The 22371-nt window shown below is 67.3% G+C and carries 19 protein-coding genes; 12 read left to right on the forward strand and 7 right to left on the reverse strand.

Going from position 1 to position 22371, the window contains the following annotated elements; translation table 11 throughout:
- Positions 1-19: 19 nt before the first annotated feature.
- Positions 20-844, reverse strand: a complete 825-nt coding sequence (locus tag K0O64_RS22390) for a uracil-DNA glycosylase (protein ID WP_096312087.1) — start codon at positions 842-844, stop codon at positions 20-22.
- Between the two features lie 52 nt (positions 845-896).
- Here K0O64_RS22390 and tap point away from each other — a divergent pair, with 52 nt between their 5' ends.
- The 3 genes from tap to K0O64_RS22405 are packed head-to-tail and all read left to right on the forward strand — an operon-like array spanning position 897 to position 4681.
- Positions 897-2138, forward strand: a complete 1242-nt coding sequence (gene tap / locus K0O64_RS22395) for a multidrug efflux MFS transporter Tap (protein WP_071949602.1) — start codon at positions 897-899, stop codon at positions 2136-2138.
- Positions 2129-3496, forward strand: coding sequence for an FAD-binding oxidoreductase (locus K0O64_RS22400; protein WP_071949601.1), 1368 nt, complete (start codon positions 2129-2131; stop codon positions 3494-3496). Before tap ends, K0O64_RS22400 begins: the two co-directional genes overlap by 10 nt.
- A gap of 45 nt (positions 3497-3541) precedes the next feature.
- On the forward strand, positions 3542-4681 hold the full coding sequence (locus K0O64_RS22405) for an epoxide hydrolase family protein (protein ID WP_096312088.1): 1140 nt from the start codon (positions 3542-3544) through the stop codon (positions 4679-4681).
- A 4-nt stretch (positions 4682-4685) separates the two neighbouring features.
- Here the strand turns inward: K0O64_RS22405 and K0O64_RS22410 are convergent, their stop codons facing one another.
- Positions 4686-6446: an N-acyl-D-amino-acid deacylase family protein gene (locus tag K0O64_RS22410; protein ID WP_071950372.1), complete on the reverse strand. Its 1761-nt coding sequence runs from the start codon at positions 6444-6446 to the stop codon at positions 4686-4688.
- Positions 6447-6541: 95 nt separating this feature from the next.
- Here K0O64_RS22410 and K0O64_RS22415 point away from each other — a divergent pair, with 95 nt between their 5' ends.
- From K0O64_RS22415 to K0O64_RS22440, 6 genes are all read left to right on the forward strand, one after another.
- On the forward strand, positions 6542-7861 hold the full coding sequence (locus tag K0O64_RS22415) for an aromatic ring-hydroxylating oxygenase subunit alpha (protein ID WP_071949599.1): 1320 nt from the start codon (positions 6542-6544) through the stop codon (positions 7859-7861).
- On the forward strand, positions 7851-8480 hold the full coding sequence (locus K0O64_RS22420) for a TetR/AcrR family transcriptional regulator (protein WP_071949598.1): 630 nt from the start codon (positions 7851-7853) through the stop codon (positions 8478-8480). The genes K0O64_RS22415 and K0O64_RS22420 overlap by 11 nt, the downstream gene beginning before the upstream one ends.
- A 60-nt stretch (positions 8481-8540) precedes the next feature.
- On the forward strand, positions 8541-8810 hold the full coding sequence (locus K0O64_RS22425; RefSeq protein WP_071949597.1) for a hypothetical protein: 270 nt from the start codon (positions 8541-8543) through the stop codon (positions 8808-8810).
- A gap of 195 nt (positions 8811-9005) precedes the next feature.
- Positions 9006-10244, forward strand: a complete 1239-nt coding sequence (locus tag K0O64_RS22430) for a cytochrome P450 (protein WP_071949596.1) — start codon at positions 9006-9008, stop codon at positions 10242-10244.
- Positions 10244-10861, forward strand: coding sequence for a TetR/AcrR family transcriptional regulator (locus tag K0O64_RS22435; protein ID WP_096312089.1), 618 nt, complete (start codon positions 10244-10246; stop codon positions 10859-10861). Before K0O64_RS22430 ends, K0O64_RS22435 begins: the two co-directional genes overlap by 1 nt.
- Positions 10862-10921: 60 nt before the next feature.
- On the forward strand, positions 10922-11782 hold the full coding sequence (locus tag K0O64_RS22440; protein ID WP_071949594.1) for an endonuclease domain-containing protein: 861 nt from the start codon (positions 10922-10924) through the stop codon (positions 11780-11782).
- 81 nt (positions 11783-11863) lie between these two features.
- On the opposite strand, the gene K0O64_RS22445 is transcribed toward K0O64_RS22440, so the two are convergent.
- The gene (locus K0O64_RS22445) at positions 11864-13003 is read right to left on the reverse strand and encodes an acyltransferase family protein (protein ID WP_071949593.1); all 1140 of its coding nucleotides are present in this window, start codon (positions 13001-13003) and stop codon (positions 11864-11866) included.
- A complete protein-coding gene (locus tag K0O64_RS22450; protein ID WP_071949592.1) occupies positions 13000-14706 on the reverse strand; it encodes a DEAD/DEAH box helicase in 1707 nt (568 codons plus the stop codon). Before K0O64_RS22450 ends, K0O64_RS22445 begins: the two co-directional genes overlap by 4 nt.
- Positions 14707-14777: 71 nt before the next feature.
- Here K0O64_RS22450 and K0O64_RS22455 point away from each other — a divergent pair, with 71 nt between their 5' ends.
- Positions 14778-15323 (forward strand): LppP/LprE family lipoprotein, encoded by a 546-nt coding sequence (locus K0O64_RS22455; RefSeq protein ID WP_071949591.1) that lies wholly within the window; start codon positions 14778-14780, stop codon positions 15321-15323.
- 12 nt (positions 15324-15335) lie between these two features.
- Here K0O64_RS22455 and K0O64_RS22460 read toward each other — a convergent pair whose 3' ends face one another.
- Complete coding sequence (locus K0O64_RS22460) at positions 15336-15608, reverse strand: cupredoxin domain-containing protein (protein WP_225933515.1); 273 nt, start codon at positions 15606-15608, stop codon at positions 15336-15338.
- A 230-nt stretch (positions 15609-15838) separates the two neighbouring features.
- On the opposite strand from K0O64_RS22460, the gene K0O64_RS22465 reads away from it, so the two are divergent.
- Together K0O64_RS22465 and K0O64_RS22470 are read left to right on the forward strand one after the other, a co-directional pair.
- On the forward strand, positions 15839-19225 hold the full coding sequence (locus K0O64_RS22465; RefSeq protein ID WP_096312090.1) for a TM0106 family RecB-like putative nuclease: 3387 nt from the start codon (positions 15839-15841) through the stop codon (positions 19223-19225).
- Positions 19226-20578, forward strand: coding sequence for an FAD-binding oxidoreductase (locus tag K0O64_RS22470; RefSeq protein WP_096312091.1), 1353 nt, complete (start codon positions 19226-19228; stop codon positions 20576-20578).
- 72 nt (positions 20579-20650) lie between these two features.
- Here K0O64_RS22470 and K0O64_RS22475 read toward each other — a convergent pair whose 3' ends face one another.
- On the reverse strand, positions 20651-21457 hold the full coding sequence (locus K0O64_RS22475) for a thioesterase family protein (protein ID WP_096312092.1): 807 nt from the start codon (positions 21455-21457) through the stop codon (positions 20651-20653).
- Between the two features lie 2 nt (positions 21458-21459).
- Complete coding sequence (locus tag K0O64_RS22480; RefSeq protein WP_096312093.1) at positions 21460-22308, reverse strand: SMP-30/gluconolactonase/LRE family protein; 849 nt, start codon at positions 22306-22308, stop codon at positions 21460-21462.
- Positions 22309-22371 lie beyond the last annotated feature (63 nt).

Raw genomic sequence — 22371 nt, forward strand, 5'->3', positions numbered from 1 at the left:
AAGCGACCCGGGAATTGGGTCAGCGCAGTCCGGCGCGTGCGGCGGCGTCGGTGAAGATGTCGTCGAGCATGGCCGGGGTGAGCCGCCCGGTGAACATGTTCTGCTGGCTCGGGTGGTAGCAGCCCAGCAGTTGTTTGCCCGACGGGAGGTCGACGACGACCCCGTGGCCGAACTTCGGTTTGGCCAGCGCAGGCAGATCATCAGCCAGCAGCCGTAGCGCCGCCTGCCAGCCGAACCCGCCCAGGGTGACGATCACCCGAACCGACGGGGCGATCAGCCGCCACTCGGCGGTCAGCCACGGCTCACACGTCGACCGCTCGTCGGGCGCGGGCTTGTTGGCCGGCGGCGCGCACCGCACGGCAGCGATCACCCGAATGTGCTTGGTGGACAGGCCGTCTGCTGCGTCGACGCTGGTCGGCTGGTTCACCAGCCCGGCACGGTGCAGCGCGGCGAACAGTTGGTCGCCCGAGCGGTCACCGGTGAAGACCCGTCCTGTCCGATTGCCGCCTTGAGCGGCCGGGGCCAAGCCCAGCACCAGGATCTTCGGCCGCGCCGCGCCCCACCCGGTGATCGGCCTGCCCCAATACGGCTCCGCAGCGAACGAGCGACGTTTGGTGACCGCCACCTCTTCCCGCCAATCGACCAGCCGCGGGCACGCCCGGCACACGCTGACCAGGGCGTCCACGGTGGCGATATCGCCCGCCGTCGCGGCCAGAGCGGCCACCTGGGCGGCGTCGTCGGCCACCGGGGTTTCCGGCACCGCGGGGTCGCCGGGCCAGCCGGTGCCCGGCGGGACGGGCGAATCGAACAACACCCCGGTACGCGGATGCGGAAGGAGGGTCACCGGTCCACTCTGCCTGCGTCCTGGGCGGCGTGCGAGAAATTAAGCTCTGCCGGTGGCCACCACGCGCGTGCCCGCGCTGTTGATCCTGTCCTCGGCCTTCCTGGCCGCGGGCGCCAACGGCATCTCCATGGTCGCCTTCCCCTGGCTGGTGCTGCAGCGCACCGGAAACGCAGTGGACGCCTCGATCGTCGCGGGTGCGGCGACCCTGCCTCTGCTGTTCGCCACCCTCATCGCCGGGACCGCAGTCGACTTCGTCGGCCGACGCCGGGTCGCGATGCTCTCCGACGCGCTGTCGGCCACCGCGGTCGCCGCGATCCCGGTCTTGGCCATCGCGTTCGGCGCCGACGTTCTCAATACCGCCGTGCTCGCGGCGCTCGCCGCCCTGGGCGCGTTCTTCGATCCGGCCGGCATGACCGCGCGCCAATCGATGCTCCCCGAGGCCGCGGCTCGCGCGGGCTGGACCCTCGATCACACCAACAGCGTCTACGAGGCTGTCTTCAACCTGGCCTACATCACCGGCCCCGGCATCGGCGGTCTGCTCATCGCCGCACTCGGCGGCGTCCATGCGATGTGGGTGACCGCCGCGCTGTTCGGCCTGGCGATCCTCACGATGGCGGTGCTGCGCCTGGAGGGCAGCGGGCGTCCGTCGCGCGAAAAGCTGCCGGAGAGTGTGGTTTCCGGCGTCGTGGAAGGATTGAAGTTCGTGTGGCGCAATCGGGTACTGCGCACACTCGGCCTCATCGACCTCGCCGTCACGGGCCTGTATCTGCCGATGGAAAGCGTGCTGTTCCCCAAGTACTTCACCGACCGCAACGAGCCGGCGCAGCTGGGCTGGGTTTTGATGGCGCTGTCGATCGGTGGGCTGATCGGGGCGCTGAGCTGGACGGTGCTGTCGAGGTTCGCCAGTAAGCGCGCGACCGTGCTGACGGCGGTGCTGACGTTCGGCATCGCGGTCGCGGTGATCGCGTTCCTGCCACCGCTGCCGGTGATCCTGTCGTCCGCCGCGATCGTCGGTTTGGTGTACGGGCCGATCGGCCCCATCTACAACTCGGTCATGCAGACCCGCACTCCGGTGCAGCTGCGCGGCCGGGTGGTCGGAGTAATGACGTCGATGACGTACGCCGCCGGTCCGATCGGCTTCACCCTGGCCGGCCCTCTGGTCGACGGGTTCGGCCTCAAGGTGACGTTCCTGGTGCTGGCGGTGCCCATCCTTGTGATCGGCCTGCTGTGCCCCTGGCTGCCCGCACTGCGGGAACTGGACGACGACACGCCTACGATGGCGCCATGGCCGTGAGTGCAGTGGCCGGCCTGGCCGCCGAGCTTCCCGACGGGGTCGTCGTCACCGACCCCGACATCCTGGCGTCCTACCGCCACGACCGCGCCGCAGACCCCGCCGCGGGAATGCCGCTGGCCGTGGTGCGGCCCACCCGCACCGAAGAGGTACAGACGGTGTTGCGCTGGGCCTCGTCGAACCGCATCGCGGTGGTGCCGCGAGGTGCGGGCACCGGCCTGTCCGGTGGCGCGACCGCCGTCGACGGCGGAATCGTGCTGTCGACGGAGAAGATGCGCGACATCACCGTCGACACCGTGACCCGCACCGCCGTCGTGCAGCCGGGTCTGCTCAACGCCGAGGTGAAGAAGGCGGTCGCCGAGCACGGTCTGTGGTATCCGCCCGACCCGTCGTCGTACGAGATCTGCAGCATCGGTGGCAACATCGCCACCAACGCCGGCGGTCTGTGCTGTGTGAAGTACGGCGTGACAACCGATTACGTGCTCGGGCTGCAGGTGGTGTTGGCCGACGGCACCGCGGTGCGCCTCGGCGGCCCACGCCTCAAAGATGTGGCCGGGTTGTCGCTGACCAAACTGTTCGTGGGTAGCGAAGGCACCCTCGGGGTGATCACCGAGGTGACGTTGCGGCTGCTGCCGCCACAGCCGTCGGCCTGCACGGTGGTGGCGACGTTCGATTCGGTGGAGGCCGCCGCCGGAGCGGTCGTGACGATCACCGGACGCATCCGGCCCTCGATGCTGGAGTTCATGGATGCGGTGTCCATCAACGCCGTCGAGGACAAACTGCGAATGGGCCTGGACCGCTCGGCGGCGGCGATGATGGTGGCCGCCTCCGACGATCGCGGCCCGGCCGGCGCCGAGGATGCCGAGTACATGGCGCAGGTGTTCACCGAAGCCGGTGCGACCGAATGCTTTTCGACGTCCGACCCGGCCGAGGGCGAGGCGTTCGTCGCGGCGCGCCGCTTCGCGATCCCCGCGGTGGAGGCCAAGGGGTCGCTGCTACTCGAGGATGTCGGGGTACCGCTGCCTGCGCTGGCCGAGCTGGTCGGCGGGGTGGCCAAGATTGCCGCCGACCGCGATCTGACGATCTCGGTGATCGCGCACGCCGGTGACGGCAACACTCATCCGCTGATCGTGTACGACCCCGCCGACGCCGCGATGACCGAACGCGCGGAGAAGGCATTCGGCGAGATCATGGATCTCGCGGTGTCGCTGGGCGGGACGATCACCGGCGAACACGGCGTCGGTCGACTCAAGAAACCGTGGCTGGCAGGACAACTCGGCCCCGAGGCGATGGAACTCAATCGCCGGATCAAGGCCGCGCTGGACCCCGATGGGATTTTGAATCCGGGCGCGGTGATCTAACCCAAGACGGCGCGCAGGCAGGTGTCGCCTTACTAGGGTGAGCGAATGACCCACTCGCCAGCACCCTTCGAGATCGCCGTCCCGCAATCCGATCTCGACGACCTGCACCGCCGCCTTGAGAATGCGCGGTTCCCGGCCGAATTGCCCGGCAGCGACTGGGACTACGGAACCGACCAGTCGTTCTTGAAGTCATTCGTCGACCAGTGGCGCAGTGACTATGACTGGCGCACAACAGAAGCCGAGCTGAACGTCATCGGGTCTTTCATCACGACCGCCGCCGGACAACGCGTGCACTTCCTGCACCGTCGATCCGCTGACGAGGCTGCGATTCCGGTGGCGCTCGTGCACGGGTGGCCGGGATCGATCATCGAGTTCCTCGACGCCGTGCCGCTGCTACACGACCGGTATCACCCCGTGGTGATCTCGATGCCCGGCTACGGGTTCTCGGGGCCCACCACCGAACGAGGCATCGACACAGGACGAGTGGCGGCGGCGGTCGCCGAGGTGATGACACAGCTTGGCTACGAGAGGTTCCTGGCCCAGGGCGGAGACTGGGGCGCATTGGTGGTGCGCTACCTCGGCGAGCACTACCCGGACCGCGCCGTGGCCATTCACACGAACATGCTGTTCGCGTCCGCTGACGGACCCGACGCCATGGACGGCGTCACCGAAGAGGAAGTCGCCGCCTTTGTCGCGTCCGCCGAGCGGATGGCCGAGGGCACCGCGTACATGGAAATCCAAGGCACCCGGCCACATTCACTCGGCTACGGTCTCGAGGACTCGCCGGTAGGCCTGGCGGGATGGATCCTGGAGAAGTTCCACGCCTGGAGCGACGTCCGCGACGGCATGCCCATCCGCACCAGCCGGCTCATCGACAACCTGATGATGTACTGGTTGACCGGTACGGCGACCTCGGCCGCGCGGCTGTACTACGAGGCGGCCCACGCCGGCACCGGTGCGCTCAGCCCGTGGTCGGGCCGCGTGGATGTCCCGACCGGTTACGCGGTGTCCCCACGCGAGCTGGTTCGGATCCCGAAAGTGTGGGCGGACAAGCACTATCGCCTGGTGCACTACTCGATCCAGGATCGCGGCGGCCACTTCGCGGCGTTCGAACAGCCGCAGCTGTTCGCCGCCGACCTGCTGGCCTACGCCGACGTGCTCGACGAATTGGGCATTTTCAGGTAGCCGCTCAACGGGCGCCGCGCACCAGCCGGCCCGGCCGCGCGCCGGTGTCGACGCCGTCACGCCGCGTCACCGTGCCGCTGACGATCGTCGCGGTGTATCCGGAAGCGCCCTGCACCAGTCGATTTCCGCCGGCGGGCAGGTCGTATGCCATTTTCGGCGGGTGCAGCCGCAGCGCGTCCATGTCGATGACGTTGACGTCGGCCTTCTTGCCGATCTGGATGACACCGCGGTCACCGAGACCGAACAGCTGCGCCGTGTCGTGGGTCTGCTTGCGGATCAAGTGCTCCAGCGGCAGCTTGGCGCCCCGGTGCCGGTCGCGAGCCCAGTGGGTCAGCAGGAACGTGGGATACGAAGCGTCGCAAATCATTCCACAATGCGCGCCGCCATCGGACAGGCCCACGACACCGGCCGGATGGGTCAGCATCTCGTGGATGGCGTCACAGTTGCCGTACGAGTAGTTGAAGAACGGCAGCATCAGCATGTTGGTGGCGTCGGCCTCGAGCATGAGGTCGTACAGCGTGGCCAGCGGATCCTCACCACGGTTGGCGGCGATCTTCTCGACCGTGCGCTCGTCGGTGGGCTCGTAGTCCGGCGGGTCGCCGAGGTGGTAGATCCGTCCCAGCGCGTACTGGACCAGGATGTTCATGTTGTCGAACAGCTTGTTCGGGTCGGGCGGCAGATCGTCCTCGCCCAGGATCGCGGCCTTGACCGCCGGGTCGGCGAGCCGGTGCGCGAGTTCCTCACGACCCAACTCCGCCTTCAGCTTTCGGAACGTCGGGCGGTGGGTGAACGCGTGGTGGCCGGGGAAGCCGAACAGCATGCCGAACGGCCGCGCCGCGATCTGCGGGTAGAGCCGGCTGCCCGCGGCGTGTGCGGCCGCGGAGATGTCCATCTGCTCGCGCCACAGGTCGGGTGCGGCGTCGACCTGGATCAGCCCGAACGAGATCGGCCGGTCGATCTCCGCGCCGAGGCGCTGCATCCACTCCAGTTCCTTCTTCGGCGCGATGATGTCCTCACCGGCGACGCCCTGCGGCGCGAGCTCGAACACAGCCTGACCGCCCGCGGCCATCGCCCGGCCCAATCCGAACAACTCGTCCTCGGCGGCAAAGGTGCCCGGAACGGGTTCGCCGTCCATCGCGCGGTGGCCGAGCGTGCGGGACGTTGAGAAGCCCAGCGCGCCGGCCTCGATCGCTTCGCGGACCAGACGGGCCATGGCCTCGATGTCGTCGGGGGTCGCGGGCTCGTTCTTGGCGCCGCGCTCGCCCATCGCATACGCCCGCACCGATCCGTGCGCCACCTGGCTGCCGACGTCGACGGCGTACTGGCCCTTGCCGATCACGTCGAGGTACTCGGGATAGCTCTCCCAGCCCCAGGTCATGCCTTCGGTGAGCGCGCTGCCCGGGATGTCCTCGACACCCTCCATCAGCTCGATCAGCCACTGCTCGGAGCCGGGCCGCACGGGGGCGAAGCCCACGCCGCAGTTGCCGGTGACGATGGTGGTCACGCCGTGATTGCTCGACGGCTCCAGCAGGCTGTCCCAGCTGACCTGACCGTCGTAATGCGTGTGGATGTCGACGAATCCCGGTGCGACGACTTTGCCTGTGGCGTCAATGGTTTCGCGCGCCTCGCCCTCCAACGGTGCGTCGGACACCCCGCGGCGCCGCACCTCGACGATCTTCCCGTCCTTGATCGCCACGTCGGCGAGGTAGCGGTCGGCTCCGGTCCCGTCGACGACGGTCCCACCGGTGATCTTGAGGTCGAACATGGCCACTCCTGTCCGATGTGCGATTTCCGTCGTCAATGTAACACCGTTACAGGCTGCTCTGTAATACCGTTTGGAGAAGATTTGCGAGGAGGCGCATGGTGACGCACACGGCGCACGATGTTCGACGCGATGACGCGACCGGCCCCCCTCCGGCCAGCCCGACCCGGGTGCCCGCGGCGCGTTATCACTCCCCTGCGTTCGCCCGACTCGAGAACGACCACATGTGGCCGCGCGTCTGGCAGGTCGCCTGCACGGTCGATCACGTTGCCGAGCCCGGCGACTACTTCGAATACCGGTGCGGGCCCTACTCGGTGCTGATCGTTCGTGACGGTGACGGCCAACTGCGCGCATTTCAGAACGTGTGCCGGCACCGCGGCAACTCGCTCTGCACGGGCGCCGGCTCACAGCTGAGCGAGTTGCGCTGCGGCTATCACGGCTGGACCTGGGACCTGTCCGGCGCGTTGAAGCGGGTGCCCAACCGCAAGGGCTTCGGCGCGCTGCACATGAACGACTTCCCCCTCATCGGGGTGCGCGTGGATGCCTGGGAACGATTGGTGTTCGTCAATCTCGACGCCGATGCGATGCCGCTGCACGAATACCTGGAGGCAATGCCCGCCGACATCGCCTGGAACCGGCTCGCGGACTTCCGCTGCTACGCCACGATGACGATCGAGGTCGACGCGAACTGGAAGACCATCGCCGACGGCTACAGCGAGACATATCACATCCAGACGCTGCACCCCGAGCTGCACCGGTGCATGGATGATGTCTATGCACCGCAACAGATTTGGGGCCACACCGGCAAGTCGGAGCAGTATTACGGCGTGCCCAGCCCGCACCTGAAGGAGCCGATCTCCGACGACGATGTGTGGGACGCGTACGTGACCACGCAGGGCGCGCTGATGGGTGTCGAAGAGGGCACGCCGTTTCCGGGCGGCGCCTCGGTTCCCGATGTGATTGCCTCTCGCACACGAGAGTTCGCAGCCGGTCGCGGGGTCGACCTGAGCTGGGCCACCACCGAGCAGGTGCTACTGCTGCACCAGTACAACGTCTTTCCCAATATGACGTTGCTGACCAACGCCGACCACCTGACGGTCATGACGTCACACCCGGGTGCGGACCCCGAACACGGCGAGCTCGTCATGTACCTATGGACCCGGATGGCGCCCGACGCACCGCGCACCACGCCGATCGACGTCCGCATGACGGCCGACGAAGCACACCCGGGTTTGGTTCTGACCCAGGATATTTCGGTGCTCGCCGGCCTCCAGCGCGGACTGCGTCAGCCGGGCTTCACGCATCTGACGCTGTCCAACGAGGAGCGGCGCGTCATCAACCTGCACCGCAACCTCGAGCGCTATCTGGACCTTCCGGAGGCAGATCGCATGACGGGAGGCGAGCCCGGTGGCACGTAACCCCGACCCGGTCACCGCGGATTCCATCCTCGACGCCGCGGCCACGATGATCGAGCACGACGGGGTGGACGCTTTCACGATGCGCGGGCTCGCCGAGCAACTCGGCGTCGCGGTCACCTCGATCTACTGGCACGTCGGCGGCAAGGACAAGCTGCTGGACAGCCTGGTCGAACGACTGCTCGGCGATATGGCGGCATTGCCCGCCGACGCCGACGATCCCGCCGACCGCATCGCCGAACTCGCCCGCGCACAGCGGCGGGCGCTCATCGACCGTCAGCACCTGCTCGGTATCGCGCACGAACGCAACCGAACCCCCCAGCTGTTCCTGCCGGTGCAGCAGCGGCTGGCGACCGAACTCGCCCGGCTCGGCGTCACCGGGACCGAGGCCGCGCTGGTGCTGCGGGCCATCGAAGTCCACGTCATCTCGTCGGCGATCATGCAGTTCTCGGCGGTGCGCGGGCCGAAGCACGACGAGGAAGACCCGACGCTGTGGGCCGACGACTGGCCGGACCGTGCGCTGGTCCGAGCCTTACAGGCGCCCACTGATTACGACGCCGTCTTCGAATACAGCCTCGCTGCCCTGCTGGCGACCTTGCCCGGGAGTGCCACAGACACGTAGCCAGGATCGTGATGCTGACGTGTCGCGATTATCAGCAACGTCATCTGGGCATCCACCAGCATGGCATTCAAACTGACCTACTCCGATGGGCAAGAGAGTCAGCACGACGACGACACCGTCTGGGAGATCGACGACGGCGTTCTGAAATTGGGCCGCGAGAAGGGCAAGTGGTCGGTGCTCCTCTCGCCGAGTCACTGGGCGGTACTCGAGATCGACGGCACCCAATCCGATGGCGGAGAGGGGGATTCGGATCACAAGGAATCTGATCAGAACGACAAGCCTGACAACTCCGACGACTCCGACAAGTCCGACAAAGACAACGACGACTGAGCTGGGCACCTATCGGCGGCGGCCTACGGAAGCGCGAAAGCCAGCAGCCCCTGGCTATTCGACGTCGATAAGTTCCACGTCGCTGATCCAGCCAGCGCCGAGAGGGGGGCAGCCATGCCCTCTGAGGGCCAGGAAACCCACTCAGATCTCCACACGGCCCTTGACACAACGCTGGAGCTGTCGTAATCATAAGACATGACCGCTGTTGTGTCTCACGAGGCGGAAGCCCGTTTCGAGCTTGCTACCGCCGAGACCTGGGGTAATCGCTGGCAGATGTACCGCGCGCTGCGCGACCACGATCCGGTGCACCACGTCGTGCCGGCGAATCCCGACCACGACTACTGGGTGCTGTCCCGGCACGCCGACATCTTCGACGCCGCCCGCGACCACGAGACCTTCTCCTCCGCCCAGGGCCTGACCGTCAACTACAACGAGTTGGAACTGATTGGGCTGCAAGATAATCCACCAATGGTGATGCAGGATCCGCCGGTGCACACCGAATTTCGCAGGCTGGTGTCGCGCGGGTTCACCCCGCGACAGGTCGAAGCAGTCGAACCCAAGGTGCGCGAATTCGTCGTCGAGCGGATCGAACGGCTGCGCGCCAATGGCGGCGGCGACATCGTCACCGAGCTGTTCAAGCCGCTGCCGTCGATGGTCGTTGCGCACTACCTCGGCGTCCCCGAGCAGGATCGCGACCAGTTCGACGGCTGGACCGAGGCGATCGTCGCGGCCAATACGTCCGCCGAGGGAATCGGCGGAGCGCTCAGCACCGTCACCGATGCGCTCGCCGGGATGATGGGCTACTTCACCGAACTGATCGAGCGCCGCAGGGTCGAGCCCGAAGACGACACCGTGTCGCACCTCGTGGCCGCCGGCGTCGGCGCCGACGGCGACATCGCCGGGACCCTGTCCGTGCTGGCCTTCACCTTCACGATGGTCACCGGTGGCAACGACACCACGACCGGCATGCTCGGGGGCTCGATGCCACTGCTGCACCAGCGTCCCGACCAGCGACAGCTGCTCGTCGACCACCCCGAGCTGATCCCCGATACCGTCGACGAGCTGCTGCGGCTCACCTCCCCGGTGCAGGGACTGGCCCGCACCACCACCCGCGATGTCGAGCTGCACGGCAAGACGATCCCGGCCGGACGCAAGGTCCTGCTGCTGTACGGATCGGCCAACCGCGACGAACGCCAATACGGCCCGGACGCCGGCGAACTCGACGTCACCCGCCGGCCGCGCAACATCCTGACATTCAGCCACGGCGCCCACCACTGCCTCGGCGCAGCGGCCGCCCGCATGCAGGCGCGGGTGACGCTGACCGAATTGCTTTCCCGCTGCCCCGATTTCGAGATCGACGAGGAGGGCATCGTCTGGGCCGGCGGTGGTTACGTGCGACGGCCGCTGTCGGTGCCGTTCCGGGTGCGCGGCTGATGGCGGGCGACTGGCTGAGTTCGCGGCGCGCCGAGGTCGCCACCGACCGCATCCTCGACGCCGCCGGGGAACTGTTCGCAGGCAACGACGTGTCGACCGTCGGCATGAACGACATCGCCCGTGCCGCAGGGTGTTCCAGGGCCACGCTCTACCGGTACTTCGAAAACCGGGAGGTGCTGCACAGGGCGTACGTGCACCGGGAGGCCTACCGACTGTACGAGCAGCTGACCGAATTGATCGCCGGCATCCCCGATCCGCGGGAGCGGCTGCTGACCGGCCTCACCACGTCGATGACACTGGTACGCGAAAGCCCGGCGCTGTCATCGTGGTTCGCCACCGCCGACTCCCCCATCGGCGCCGAGATGGCCGAGCAGTCCGAAGTCATCCAGGCACTGACGTCAGGCTTCCTGCTGTCGCTGTGGCCCGACGACCCCGAGGTCGTCCACCGCCGCGCCCGCTGGCTGGTTCGGGTGCTCACCTCATTGCTGATCTTCCCCGGCCGCGATGCCGAGGACGAGCGCGCGATCCTCGAAGAGTTCGTCGTTCCGATGGTGTGCCCCAGCGAGACTGAAGTGAAGGCAACGACTCTGCGCACAGATCGAGATTCATCCACATAGTCGCGCGCTACACGCAGATTCGGTCGACATCGAGTCGGTCATCGGTCCGATTGTGTCGGCATGACAAAGCTCGAGGACCCTTTCATCGGTAGCGAAGCCGTCGCCAACGGCGTTCTGCGCGGTCATCAACTGCGCGCTCGCTATCGCGCCGTATTTCCCGACGTCTACGCCCCCAAGGGATGCGAACTCACGCTTGATCAACGTGCCCGCGCCGCGTGGCTGTGGTCGCACCGAAAGGGCATTCTTATGGGCCTCACCGCGGCAGGTTTGCACGGCGCGAAGTGGGTGGATAGCGACTTGCCGGTCGAATTGGTAGCACCGAATGCCAGGCGACCGCGCGGTTTGCGCACGCGTCACTTGTCCCTGTGCGCCAATGAGTGGATGTTGTTGGGCGACTTGCCCGTAACCACCCCTCTGCGGACAGCCTTCGATATCGGCCGTCGCACACCAACCCGGTCGAGCGTTGCCAGGATGGACGCGCTCCTGCGCGCGACGGGTATCGGCGTCGACGACGTCAGCGCGTTTGCCGGCGGCCACCGCGGCGCCCGCGGCTTACGACAACTGGAGACGGTCCTGGACCTGGTCGATCCCGGCGCCCAATCACCAAGGGAGAGCTGGCTGCGGCTGACGCTTGTCGAGGCCGGATTCCCTCGGCCGCAGACGCAAATCCCCATCCACTGCACTGACTCCCTCACGACTTACTACCTGGACATGGGTTGGCCAGAGATGATGGTGGCCGTCGAGTATGACGGTGAACACCACCGCACAGATCGCTGGCAGTACGAAAAGGACAATCGGCGACGCGAGGACCTTGAGCGACTGGGCTGGATCGTAATCCGGGTGTTGGCAGGCAACACATCAGGCGACATTGTGCGGCGGGTGCGAGATGCATTGCAGCGACGGACATCGAGTCTGCGGTGAACGCATCGAGTCTGCGTCCAGTGCGAATCTTCACGGAAAATCAAGCGCTGAGCGCAGACTCGGCAGCGAGGATGGCAGCGATTAAGTACGCACCCGCGTCAACCGGTGCAGCAGCCACGCCACCGGGATCGTCATGATCAGCGTGACCACGAACAACGCGGGCGCCGATCCGGTGTAGACCGGCCAGCGCAGCACCTCCACCATCGCGATCTCCATGACGACCAGGTGGACCAGGAAGATCTCGTAGGAGATCTCGCCCAGCCACACCATCGGGCGGGTGGCCAAAGCCCGTGCATACCAGCCGCGGTTACCCAGAGCCAACGGCGCCACAATGAGAGTCGCGATCGCGGCGTAGAACACGGTCTTCACCAGCGCCTCGGTCAACCCCGTCGGCGACGTGGTCGGCTCGCCGGCGATCGGCGTGGACACGATCACGAAGCTGACCACCGCCAGTGGCAACACGATGAAGCCGAAGACACGAACTCCCATGGCCTGCAACACCGTCAGCAGCATGCCGCCGATGAACCAGGCCAGATAGCCGGGCAGCCACAGCCGCGCACCGCTGGGCAGGAAGTCGGTCGTATGCACCAGGATCATCCACGCGGGGCTCATCAGCGCGAGCACCCCGAGTCCGGTCAGCAGAAGCCCGGGACGCCACCGCCGCCGGCACACCACGACCAGCAGCAGCCACGCCAGGACAGGTAGCGCAACGTAGAACGCGACCTCGACCGCCAGGCTCCACATCTGCGTCAGTCCCTGGTGCAGATAACCGTCGAACATGTAGTTGTCGGTGTAGATCTGCGTCAGAGTCAGGTTGCGCAGCAAGCCGATCCACGTGTGGCCGGGGTTCGGCCCGGCGGTGCGGAAGTGGTAGATCAGGTAGGCCGCCAGCACCGTGATGACGTAGGCCGGCATGATGCGACGCACCCGGTGCCGCCCGTAGCGGCGTATCGAGGGCGCCGACCGTCCGGCCGCCGCGGCGCGCACCCACGGGCCGAACAGCAGGTAGCCCGAAAGGACGAAGAAGATCGGCACGCCAATCTCCAGCCGCGAATACACCAGTCCCACAAAGCCGTGGGTGTACTTGCCGGTGGTGTAGGCGGCGTGCGTGCCGAGCACCAGCAGCGCGGCGACCGCACGAACACCGGTCAGCGAGCCGACCCGGTCGACGCCCGAGACTGATTCCAGTCCGCCCTGGTCGACCTGGCTGGACGCGATCATCGGCTCGTGCGCCGGGGCTTCCCGCCGGAGGGCCGCGAGTCGGAACGAGTGTCGTATTTCGGGTTGCCGCGGTCGGGCTTGAGGTCGATCAGAATTCCGGAGATCCGGGTCTTCTCAAGCTTTTTCAACGTCTCCTTGGACAACTTCGCCGGCAGTTCGACCAGCGAAAAGTTCTCCTTGATGGTGATGTGCCCGAAATCGCTGCGGTGCAACCCACCTTCGTTGGCCAACGCGCCGACGATCGAGCCCGGTCCGACCTTATGCCGTTTGCCCACCGCGATGCGATAGGTGGCCAGATCGTCGCGGGTCTTGCGCGGCGGGCGATCGCGGTCACCGCGCTCCGGCTTATCGGGTCGCTCGCGGCGCTTCTCCGGCGGCGGCTCGGTCATCAGGAACTCTTCGCCGTTGCGGCTCTGCAATGCCAGCGCCGCAGCGATATCGGCCAACGGCACGTCGTTGTCGCGCTCGTAGTCCTCGATCAACCGGCGGAACATCTCGAATCCGGGTGCGTTCAGCGCGTCGGTGATCGAGTCGCGGAACTTCTCCACCCGCTGGGCGTTGACGTCTTCAACCGACGGCAGCTGGCTCTCGACCAGCTTTTGTCGGGTGACCCGTTCGATCGAGTTCAGCAGGTGGCGTTCGCGCGGGGTGACGAACAGAAATGCTGTGCCCGAGCGGCCGGCACGGCCGGTGCGCCCGATGCGGTGCACGTAGGACTCCGGGTCGTGCGGGATGTCGAAGTTCACCACGTGCGAGATGCGCTCGACATCCAGACCGCGGGCCGCGACGTCGGTAGCGACCAGGATGTCGATCGTCCCGTCCTTCAGTTGCGAGATCGTGCGCTCGCGAACCGCCTGCGGGATGTCGCCGTTGATGGCCGACGCGGCGAATCCGCGGGCCCGCAGCTTTTCGGCGACCTCCTCGGTGGCCTGCTTGGTGCGGACGAACACGATCATCGCGTCGCCCTCCTCCACCTCGAGCAGGCGGGTCAGCGCGTCGATCTTGCGCGGATACGACACCTGGAAATAGCGCTGGGTGATGTTCTCGGCGGTCTGGGTCTTCGACTTGACCGTCACCTCGACCGGGTCATGCAGGTACTTGGCGGTGATCTTCTTGATGCCCGGCGGCATGGTCGCCGAGAACAGCGCCACCTGCTTGTATTCCGGGGTGTCGGCCAGAATGCGCTCGACGTCCTCGGCGAACCCCATCTGCAGCATCTCGTCGGCCTCGTCGAGCACCAGGTAGTCCAGGTGCGACAGGTCCAGGCTGCCCTTCTCCAGATGGTCGATGACGCGCCCCGGCGTCCCCACGACGATCTGCGCGCCTCGTTTGAGACCGGCCAGCTGCGGCACATAGGAGGATCCACCGTAGATCGGCAGCACGTTGACCTTGAGGTGTGCGCCGTAGCGGCTGAACGCCTCGGCCACCTGCAGGGCCAGCTCACGTGTCGGGGCCAGCACCAGCGCCTGGGTGTCGCGGCTGTTGGGGTCGATTTTGGACAAAATCGGGATCGCGAACGCGGCCGTCTTGCCGGTGCCGGTTTGGGCCAGGCCGACCACGTCGGAGCCGGCCAGCAACGCCGGAATGGTGGCGGCCTGAATGGCCGAGGGCGTTTCGTAGCCGACGTCGGCCACGGCCTGCAGCACCGAAGGGTGGATCTGCAGGTCGGCGAAGGTCTGGGGGGCGTCGTCCGGGGATGTCATCGGACCTGCAGTCTACTGCCGTAGCGTGCCGTAACCCGCTTCCGCTCGAGAAGGCCGGTACCGTCGCCCCTGTGTGGGATCGCCTACAGATAGCTGCGGCGGCAGTCGCGCTGGCCGCCGCACTCGCGGGCTGTAGCTCCGGTGACTCGACGGTGGCCAAGACTCCGCAGCCGACTTCGAGCGCGGTGACCACGACCGAGGCGCCCCCGCCGCCGCCCCCTCCGACGACCACAACACCGCCGCCGGATCCGTGCGCGGTGAACCTCGCGGCGCCGGCCATCGCGCAGACCGTGTCCGAACTCCCGCGCGACCCGAACAGCAACCAGGGCTGGTACCCCGTGCCGATCGCCGGCAACTACAACGAGTGCGCGCAGCTCTCGGCGATCATCATCAAGGCCAACACCAACGCCGACAAACCCAACACCCGCGCGGTGATGTTCCACCTCGGCAAGTTCATCCCCACCGGGGTGCCCGACACGTACGGGTTCAACGGTGTCGACACGACGCAGAGCACCGGGGACACCGTCGCGCTGACCTACGTCAACGGCCTGGGTTTGCAGAGCGTGGTGAAGTTCCGCTGGAACGGCAACGGTGTGGAGCTGATCGGCAACGGCTGACGCCGGTCCGGCCTACGCGACGGTGAGCACACCGTTCATGCTGGCGTGGTACTTGCAGTGGAACGGATAGGTGCCGGGCGTCGTCGGGGCCGTGAGGGTCTCCGTACCTCCGCCGCCCGATATCCGGACGTCGAACAGATTGTTCTCGTCGGCCGTGACGGTGTGATTCGCGGAGTCCTTGTTGACGATCGTCAACTGTTGCCCTGGTTTGACCGATGGCGGCACCGTGTAACTCATGTTCGAGATGACGATTTCGCTCCCGGGCGCCGGGGCGGTAGTCGTCACGACGGGTAGTGGCGTCAGCGGCGCAGCAGATTGAGCCGGCGGCTGGCTCCCGCCTCCGCCACACCCGCTCAACACCGCAGCGGCAAGCAAGGATGACGACATCAGCATTACCAAGCGCCCCATGATTTTTCCTCCCACACGTATGGTACGAGCCTCCGCACGGCGCGGTTCGTCAAATGCGCATAGTCACCATGAACGGGAACGTCGTAGCCCGCGCCTAGAGTGAGTCTGTGTTCGTCGCCGACGACCGCGTCGTCTACAGCGCCTCCGACCTCGCCGCCGCCGCGCGGTGCGAGTACGCGTTGCTGCGCGCCTTCGATGCCAAGCTGGGCCGCGGCCCGGCGGTGTCGGTGGAAGACGAGCTCCTGGCCCGCACCGCGGAGCTTGGCGACCAGCACGAGCAGCGGCACCTCGACGAGCTGCGATCGCTGTCCGATGTCGCGGTCATCGGCAGGCCGTCGTATTCGGTCGCCGGGCTGACCGCCGCCGCGACCGCCACTCTCGATGCCGTCGAACGTCGCGCTCCCGTGATCTATCAGGCCGCGATGTTCGACGGCCGCTTCGTCGGTTTCGCCGACTTCCTCGTCCTCGACGGCGACCGGTACCGATTGCGCGACACCAAGCTGGCCCGGTCGGTGAAGGTAGAGGCGCTGCTGCAGCTGGCTGCCTACGCCGAGACGCTCGGCGCCGCAGGCGTCGCCGTCCACGACGAGGTGGAGCTGGTGCTCGGCAACGGTGCGACGAGCGCCTACCGCGTCGACGAACTGCTGCCGGTCTACCGTTCCCGTCGCACCGAACTGCAGGACCTGCTGGATCGCCACCTCGCCGGCCAGGCGCCGGTCAGCTGGGCCGACGAGACCGTGCGAGCGTGCATGCGCTGCCCGGAATGCGAGATGCAGGTCCGCGAGCAGGATGACCTGCTGCTGGTGGCCGGCATGCGAGTCAGCCAGCGCGCGCGGCTGATCGAGGCCGGCATCACCACCGTCCATCAGCTGGCTTCGCACGACGGGCCGGTGCCCGAGATGCCGGCCCGGATGGTCGCCACGCTGCGCGGGCAAGCCAGGCTGCAGATCGCACCGCGACAGGACGGCAAGCCGCCGTACGAGGTGGTCGACCCGCAGCCGCTGATGCTGCTACCGGACCCCGACAAGGGGGACCTGTTCTTCGATTTCGAGGGTGACCCGCTGTGGACGGCCGACGGTACCGACTGGGGTTTGGAGTACATGTTCGGCGTGCTCGGCGCGGGCGGGGACTTCCGCCCGCTGTGGGCCCACGACCGACGCCAGGAACGCAAGGCGCTCAAGGCTTTTCTGGACATGGTGCGCAAGCGCCGCAAGCGATACCCGAAGATGCACATCTACCATTACGCGGCATACGAGAAGACGGCGTTACTGCGCCTGGCCGGCCGCTATGGGGAGGGCGAGAACGAAGTCGACGACCTGTTGCGCAACGGCGTGCTGGTCGATCTGTATCCGCTGGTGCGCAAGAGCATTCGGGTTGGCACCGAGAACTACAGCCTGAAGTCTCTCGAGCCGCTGTACATGGGTGCTGAACTACGGGGCGGCGACGTCACCACCGCCACCGACTCGATCACGGAGTACGCCCGCTACTGCGAATTACTCGCCGACGGCAACGCCGACGAAGCCGCGACGGTGCTCAAGCAGATCGAGGACTACAACCTCTACGACTGCCGGTCCACCCGGATCCTGCGGGACTGGTTGCTGCAGCGCGCTTTTGAGGCCGGGGTGCCGCCGCTGGGCGCACAGCCGGTCACCGACGGCGGGGAGGTCGATGTCGACGACGAACTGGCGCGCACCTTGGGCGCCTTCGCCGGAGACGATGTCACCGCGCGCAGTCCCGAGCAGCGCGCGGTCGCGATGATCGCCGCCGCCCGCGGCTATCACCGCCGCGAGGACAAGCCGTTCTGGTGGGGACACTTCGATCGGCTCAACAGCCCGGTCGACGAATGGTCGGACACGCCAGGGGTTTTCCTCGCCGACGACGTGACCGTCGAGACGGCGTGGAACGTCCCGCCGCGCGCCCGCAAACAGCAGCGGCGGCTGCTGTTGACCGGCTCGATCGCGGCCGGTGAACTCGACCGCGACATGTATGCGATGTATCACCCGCCGACCCCGGCCGGGCTGTCGGACGACCCCGAGCGGCGCGCCTACTCGTCGGTCACCGTGCTGGAGTGTGACGATCCGGCCGCACCGACCGAGGTGTTGGTGATGGAGCGAGAACCGAAGAGCGGCGGGGTGTTCGACGCGGTGCCGTTCGCCTTGACCCCGGGGCCGCCGTTTCAGACCAAGGCGCTCCGCGAGTCGATCGACGCGGCGGCGGCCGAGATCGCGACCGGCCTGCCCATCCTGCCGCAGTCCGCTGTCGTCGACATCCTGCTGCGGCGGCCACCGCGCACCGGGGGGCCGCTGCCGCGGACCGAGGACTGCGTCGGAAACATCACCGCAGCACTGCTGGCGCTGGATTCGTCGTACGTGGCGGTGCACGGTCCGCCCGGCACCGGCAAGACGCACACCGCAGCGCGGGTGATCGCCACCCTGGTCAACGAGCACCGCTGGCGCATCGGCGTCGTCGCGCAGTCACATGCCGTGGTGGAGAATCTGTTTCGGGACATCATCGGCGCCGGCGTCGACTCGGCTCTGGTCGCCAAGAAACGTGGCGGCAGCGGACCGTGGACAGAGATCGACGAAAAGATGTACCCCGCGTTCATCGCCGACAACGACGGCTGCGTGATCGGCGGCACAGCATGGGATTTCGCGAACTCATCGCGCGTGCCGCCGGCTTGTCTCGACCTGCTGGTCATCGAGGAGGCCGGTCAGTTCTGTCTGGCCAACACCATCGCCGTCGCGCAGGCGGCCCGGAATCTGCTGCTGCTCGGCGATCCGCAGCAACTCCCTCAGGTCAGCCAGGGCACCCACCCCGAACCGGTGGATGCCTCGGCGCTCGGCTGGCTGGTCGACGGGCAGCACACGCTGCCCGAGGAACTGGGCTACTTCCTGGACCGCTCCTACCGCATGCATCCGGCGGTGTGCGCGGCGGTGTCCCGGCTCTCCTATGACAACCGGCTGCATTCGGTTGAGGAGCGCACCGCCGCCCGACGCCTCGACGGAGTGCGGCCCGGGGTGCAGGTGCTGACCGTCGAGCACGACGGCAACTCGACCGACAGCCGCGAAGAGGCAGACGCCATCGTCGCCGCGATCACCGGCATGCTGGGATCGGACTGGAGCGACGAGGACGGCACCCGGCCGCTGACCGCGGCCGACGTCTTGATCGTCACGCCGTACAACGCGCAGGTGGTGCTGCTGCGGCGGTTGCTCGACGCGGCGGGATTGGCCGATGTGCAGGCCGGCACGGTGGACAAGTTCCAGGGCCGGCAGGCCCCGGTGGTGTTCGTGTCGCTGGTGGCCTCGTCGATCGCCGAGGTACCGCGCGGAATTTCGTTCCTGCTCAACCGCAATCGCCTGAACGTCGCGGTGAGCCGGGCCAAGTACGCGGCGGTGATCGTTCGGTCGGCGATGCTGACCGATTATCTGCCGTCGACCCCGGCGGGGTTGGTGGAGTTGGGGGCTTTTCTCGCGATGTGTGATAGACCCACTTAAGTGAGTTCCTCGCTGCCCGAACGGCTCCAGGCCATTGTGGGTGCCGCGCACGTCGTCACCGACGCCGACGTCCTTGACGGTCGCAGCGTCGACCACACCGGGCGCTATCGCGGTAAGGCCAGCGCGCTGGTGCGGCCCGGTTCGGCCGACGAGGTCGCCGCGGTGCTGCGGGAGTGCCGCGACGCCGGGGTGTCGGTGACGGTGCAGGGCGGGCGCACCTCGCTGGTGGCCGGCACCGTGCCCGAGCATGACGACGTACTGCTCTCGACCGAGCGGCTGACGGAGATCGGTGAGGTGGACGTCGTCGAGCGGCGGATCCTGGTGGGGGCCGGGGTGACGGCGGCTGCCGTGCAGCGCGCGGCGGCAGCGGCCGGGCTGCTGTTCGGAGTCGATCTCGCAGCACGTGATTCGGCCACTGTCGGCGGAATGGCGTCTACCAACGCGGGCGGCCTCCGCACCGTGCGTTACGGCAACATGGGTGAGCAGGTGCTCGGTCTGGATATCGCGCTGCCCGACGGGTCGGTGGTGCACCGGCACAGCCAGGTGCGCGCCGACAACACCGGCTACGACCTGGCGTCGCTGTTCATCGGAGCCGAAGGCACCCTGGGGGTGATCACCGGGCTGGATCTGCGGCTGCACCCGGTGCCCGCGCATCGGGTGACAGCGATCTGCGGATTCGATGACCTCGACGCACTGGTGACCGCGGGCAGAGTCTTGCGCGACACCGAATCCATTGCGGCCCTTGAACTCGTCGACGGCCGCTCGGCGGCGCTGGCCGCCGAGCATCTGGACGTACCCGTGCCGACCACCGGGGACTGGCTGCTGCTGATCGAACTGGCCGGCGAGACCGATCTGACCGAGCGGCTGGCCGATGCGCTCGAAGACGCCGAGCTGGCCGGTGAGCCCGCTGTCGGCGTGGACAGCACTGCGCAGCAGCGGCTGTGGCAGGTCCGCGAGTCGACCGCGGAGGTCGTCGGATTATTCGGTCCGCCACTGAAATTCGACGTCTCGCTGCCGCTGTCGGTGATTTCGACGTTCGCGGCCGCTTCCGCCGCACTGGTCGCCGAGCATGCGCCCGAGGCGATCCCGGTGTTGTTCGGCCACATCGGCGAAGGCAATCTGCATCTGAACGTGCTGCGCTGCGGCGCCGAGCAGGAATCGCACCTGTACGCTGCGATGATGGAACTCATTGCAGCACATGGCGGTAACGTCAGCTCCGAGCATGGGGTTGGCAGCCGTAAACGCCACTACCTCGGCATGGCGCGCACTGACGAGGACATCGCCGCGATGCGCACGATCAAGGCGGCCTTCGACCCGACGGGCTATCTGAATCCGGCGGTGCTGTTCGACTGATCGCGCCCAAACTGCAGGTGTTGTACACGTTTCGCGAGTAGACGTGCGAACAAGTGCAGTCTCGGCGCGGGCCTACCGCGGCCGCACCAGCACCGACTGCTGGATCACGCCGACCGCACCGTCGTCGTCGAACAGCGTGCCGACCGTCGTCCCCACTCCATCGGGCCCGTACATCGTCTCGGCGCGCACACCGATCCACTCGCCGGCCGGCACCCGATGCACATGCACCGCCAGGTCGGTGTTGAGGAAGGTGTACTTCCTGATGTCGATCTTGCTGCCGATCCCGTTCGCGCAGTCGGCGACGGCGGACAGCCGCTCCAGCGGCGTCATCTCCTCGCCCTGCACCAGATCGACCAGCGGCCGCAGCCACGACTCCCCCGGCCCCGGCGCCAGCGGCTTGGTCAACCAGAGCCACTCCAGGCTGTGCACGTAGTTGCGATCGAAGTTGTCCGCAAGATTGCGGTTCACGCCCTGCGAACGCGGCGGCAGCGGCGCGACCGGCGCCGACAGCAGCGCCACGGTGTTTAGCGTCAGCATCCGCCAGCCGCTGGCCCGCGCGACCGGACGCGGCTGACCATCGGGTCCCATGCCCAGCATCTCGGCGGACACCAATTCGATTTGCTTACCGCCACGTTCGAGCTTGGCACTGACCCAAAGGTCGCCCTCGGCAGGTACCGGCCCGAGCAGATCCACGACGACGCGGCTGAGCCGGGTGTCGTCACGGCGCTGGCAGCGCTCCAGGGCCCGCACCAACAGCGCCGACACCGGCCCGGCGTGCTGGATGTGTGACGTCCACGTGCTGCGAACCAGATCGGTGGCCCGGAACTTCTCCCCGCGGGAATCATCGGGGTCGACGAGTTCGTAGTAGCTGTCGGTCATGCTCACCTTTCGATTGATGGAAAGCCCGCGCCCGGGATCTCGACCCTGACCGAGTCGACGCACGAGTGCCGGGTACCGACGAGCCGCTGCGGATATGCATCCGAGGCCGAAACCAAGAACAGGGTGCGCCGGTCCGGACCGCCGAGCATGCAGGCGATCGCCGCACGGTCACCGATGTCGACGCGATCGGTGACCTCGCCGCCCGCCACGACCCGCTCGAACTGATGCGCCAACGTCATCGACGTCCACACCCCGCCGGCCCCATCGAGCGCGATCCCGTCCGGTGGCCCGTCGAGGCCATCGGCGAAGACCCGCCGCCCGGACAGCCCGCCGTCGGCGTCGACGTCATAGGCGGTCAGCCGCCGCCCGATCGACTCGGCGACGATCAGGGTGCCGCCGTCCGGGGTGATCACCATGCCGTTGGGAAAGTCGAGGCCGTCGGCGACCACCGTCACCGAGTCGTCGAGATCGAGCCGGGCGATGATGCCGCCCTCGCGCGCCTGCGATCCGATGTACGCCCGGCCGTGCCCGTCGACCACCATGTCGCCGAGGTTGGCCGGGGCGATCGCGGAGAGGTCGGCGATCTGGGTGACGACATCCCCGTCATAACCCAGCACCACACGGTCTTCGGTGGAGACAATCAACAGCGTGCCATCGGGACGGAACCCCAAACCGGCCGGCGCGTGACCGGGCAGCGCCAGCGTGGTCACCGACCCGTCCAGGGTGATCGTGTGCACGGCCTCGCCGAGCATGTCGGACACCCACAGCAGGCCTTCGAACCAGCGCGGGCCTTCGCCGAAGCAGAAGCCACTGGCAAGCTGAGCGCGGGACAGGGAGCCGAGGACCGTCATGCCGTACCTTTACGCTTCCGCTTTACTTTACAAAAACTCGCACAAGTGTCACGCTCCGTACGT

Origin of the sequence: Mycolicibacterium pallens (assembly GCF_019456675.1) — a bacterium.
GTDB classification, from domain to species: domain Bacteria; phylum Actinomycetota; class Actinomycetes; order Mycobacteriales; family Mycobacteriaceae; genus Mycobacterium; species Mycobacterium crocinum.

Excerpts from the sequence above, each read along its gene's own strand:
- K0O64_RS22400 (WP_071949601.1), top strand. The coding sequence starts at position 2,129 with ATGGCCGTGAGTGCAGTGGCCGGCCTGGCCGCCGAGCTTCCCGACGGG.
- K0O64_RS22405 (WP_096312088.1), top strand. The coding sequence starts at position 3,542 with ATGACCCACTCGCCAGCACCCTTCGAGATCGCCGTCCCGCAATCCGAT.
- K0O64_RS22410 (WP_071950372.1), bottom strand. The coding sequence starts at position 6,446 with ATGTTCGACCTCAAGATCACCGGTGGGACCGTCGTCGACGGGACCGGA.
- K0O64_RS22415 (WP_071949599.1), top strand. The coding sequence starts at position 6,542 with ATGGTGACGCACACGGCGCACGATGTTCGACGCGATGACGCGACCGGC.
- K0O64_RS22425 (WP_071949597.1), top strand. The coding sequence starts at position 8,541 with ATGGCATTCAAACTGACCTACTCCGATGGGCAAGAGAGTCAGCACGAC.
- K0O64_RS22430 (WP_071949596.1), top strand. The coding sequence starts at position 9,006 with ATGACCGCTGTTGTGTCTCACGAGGCGGAAGCCCGTTTCGAGCTTGCT.
- K0O64_RS22435 (WP_096312089.1), top strand. The coding sequence starts at position 10,244 with ATGGCGGGCGACTGGCTGAGTTCGCGGCGCGCCGAGGTCGCCACCGAC.
- K0O64_RS22440 (WP_071949594.1), top strand. The coding sequence starts at position 10,922 with ATGACAAAGCTCGAGGACCCTTTCATCGGTAGCGAAGCCGTCGCCAAC.
- K0O64_RS22445 (WP_071949593.1), bottom strand. The coding sequence starts at position 13,003 with ATGATCGCGTCCAGCCAGGTCGACCAGGGCGGACTGGAATCAGTCTCG.
- K0O64_RS22450 (WP_071949592.1), bottom strand. The coding sequence starts at position 14,706 with ATGACATCCCCGGACGACGCCCCCCAGACCTTCGCCGACCTGCAGATC.
- K0O64_RS22475 (WP_096312092.1), bottom strand. The coding sequence starts at position 21,457 with ATGACCGACAGCTACTACGAACTCGTCGACCCCGATGATTCCCGCGGG.
- K0O64_RS22480 (WP_096312093.1), bottom strand. The coding sequence starts at position 22,308 with ATGACGGTCCTCGGCTCCCTGTCCCGCGCTCAGCTTGCCAGTGGCTTC.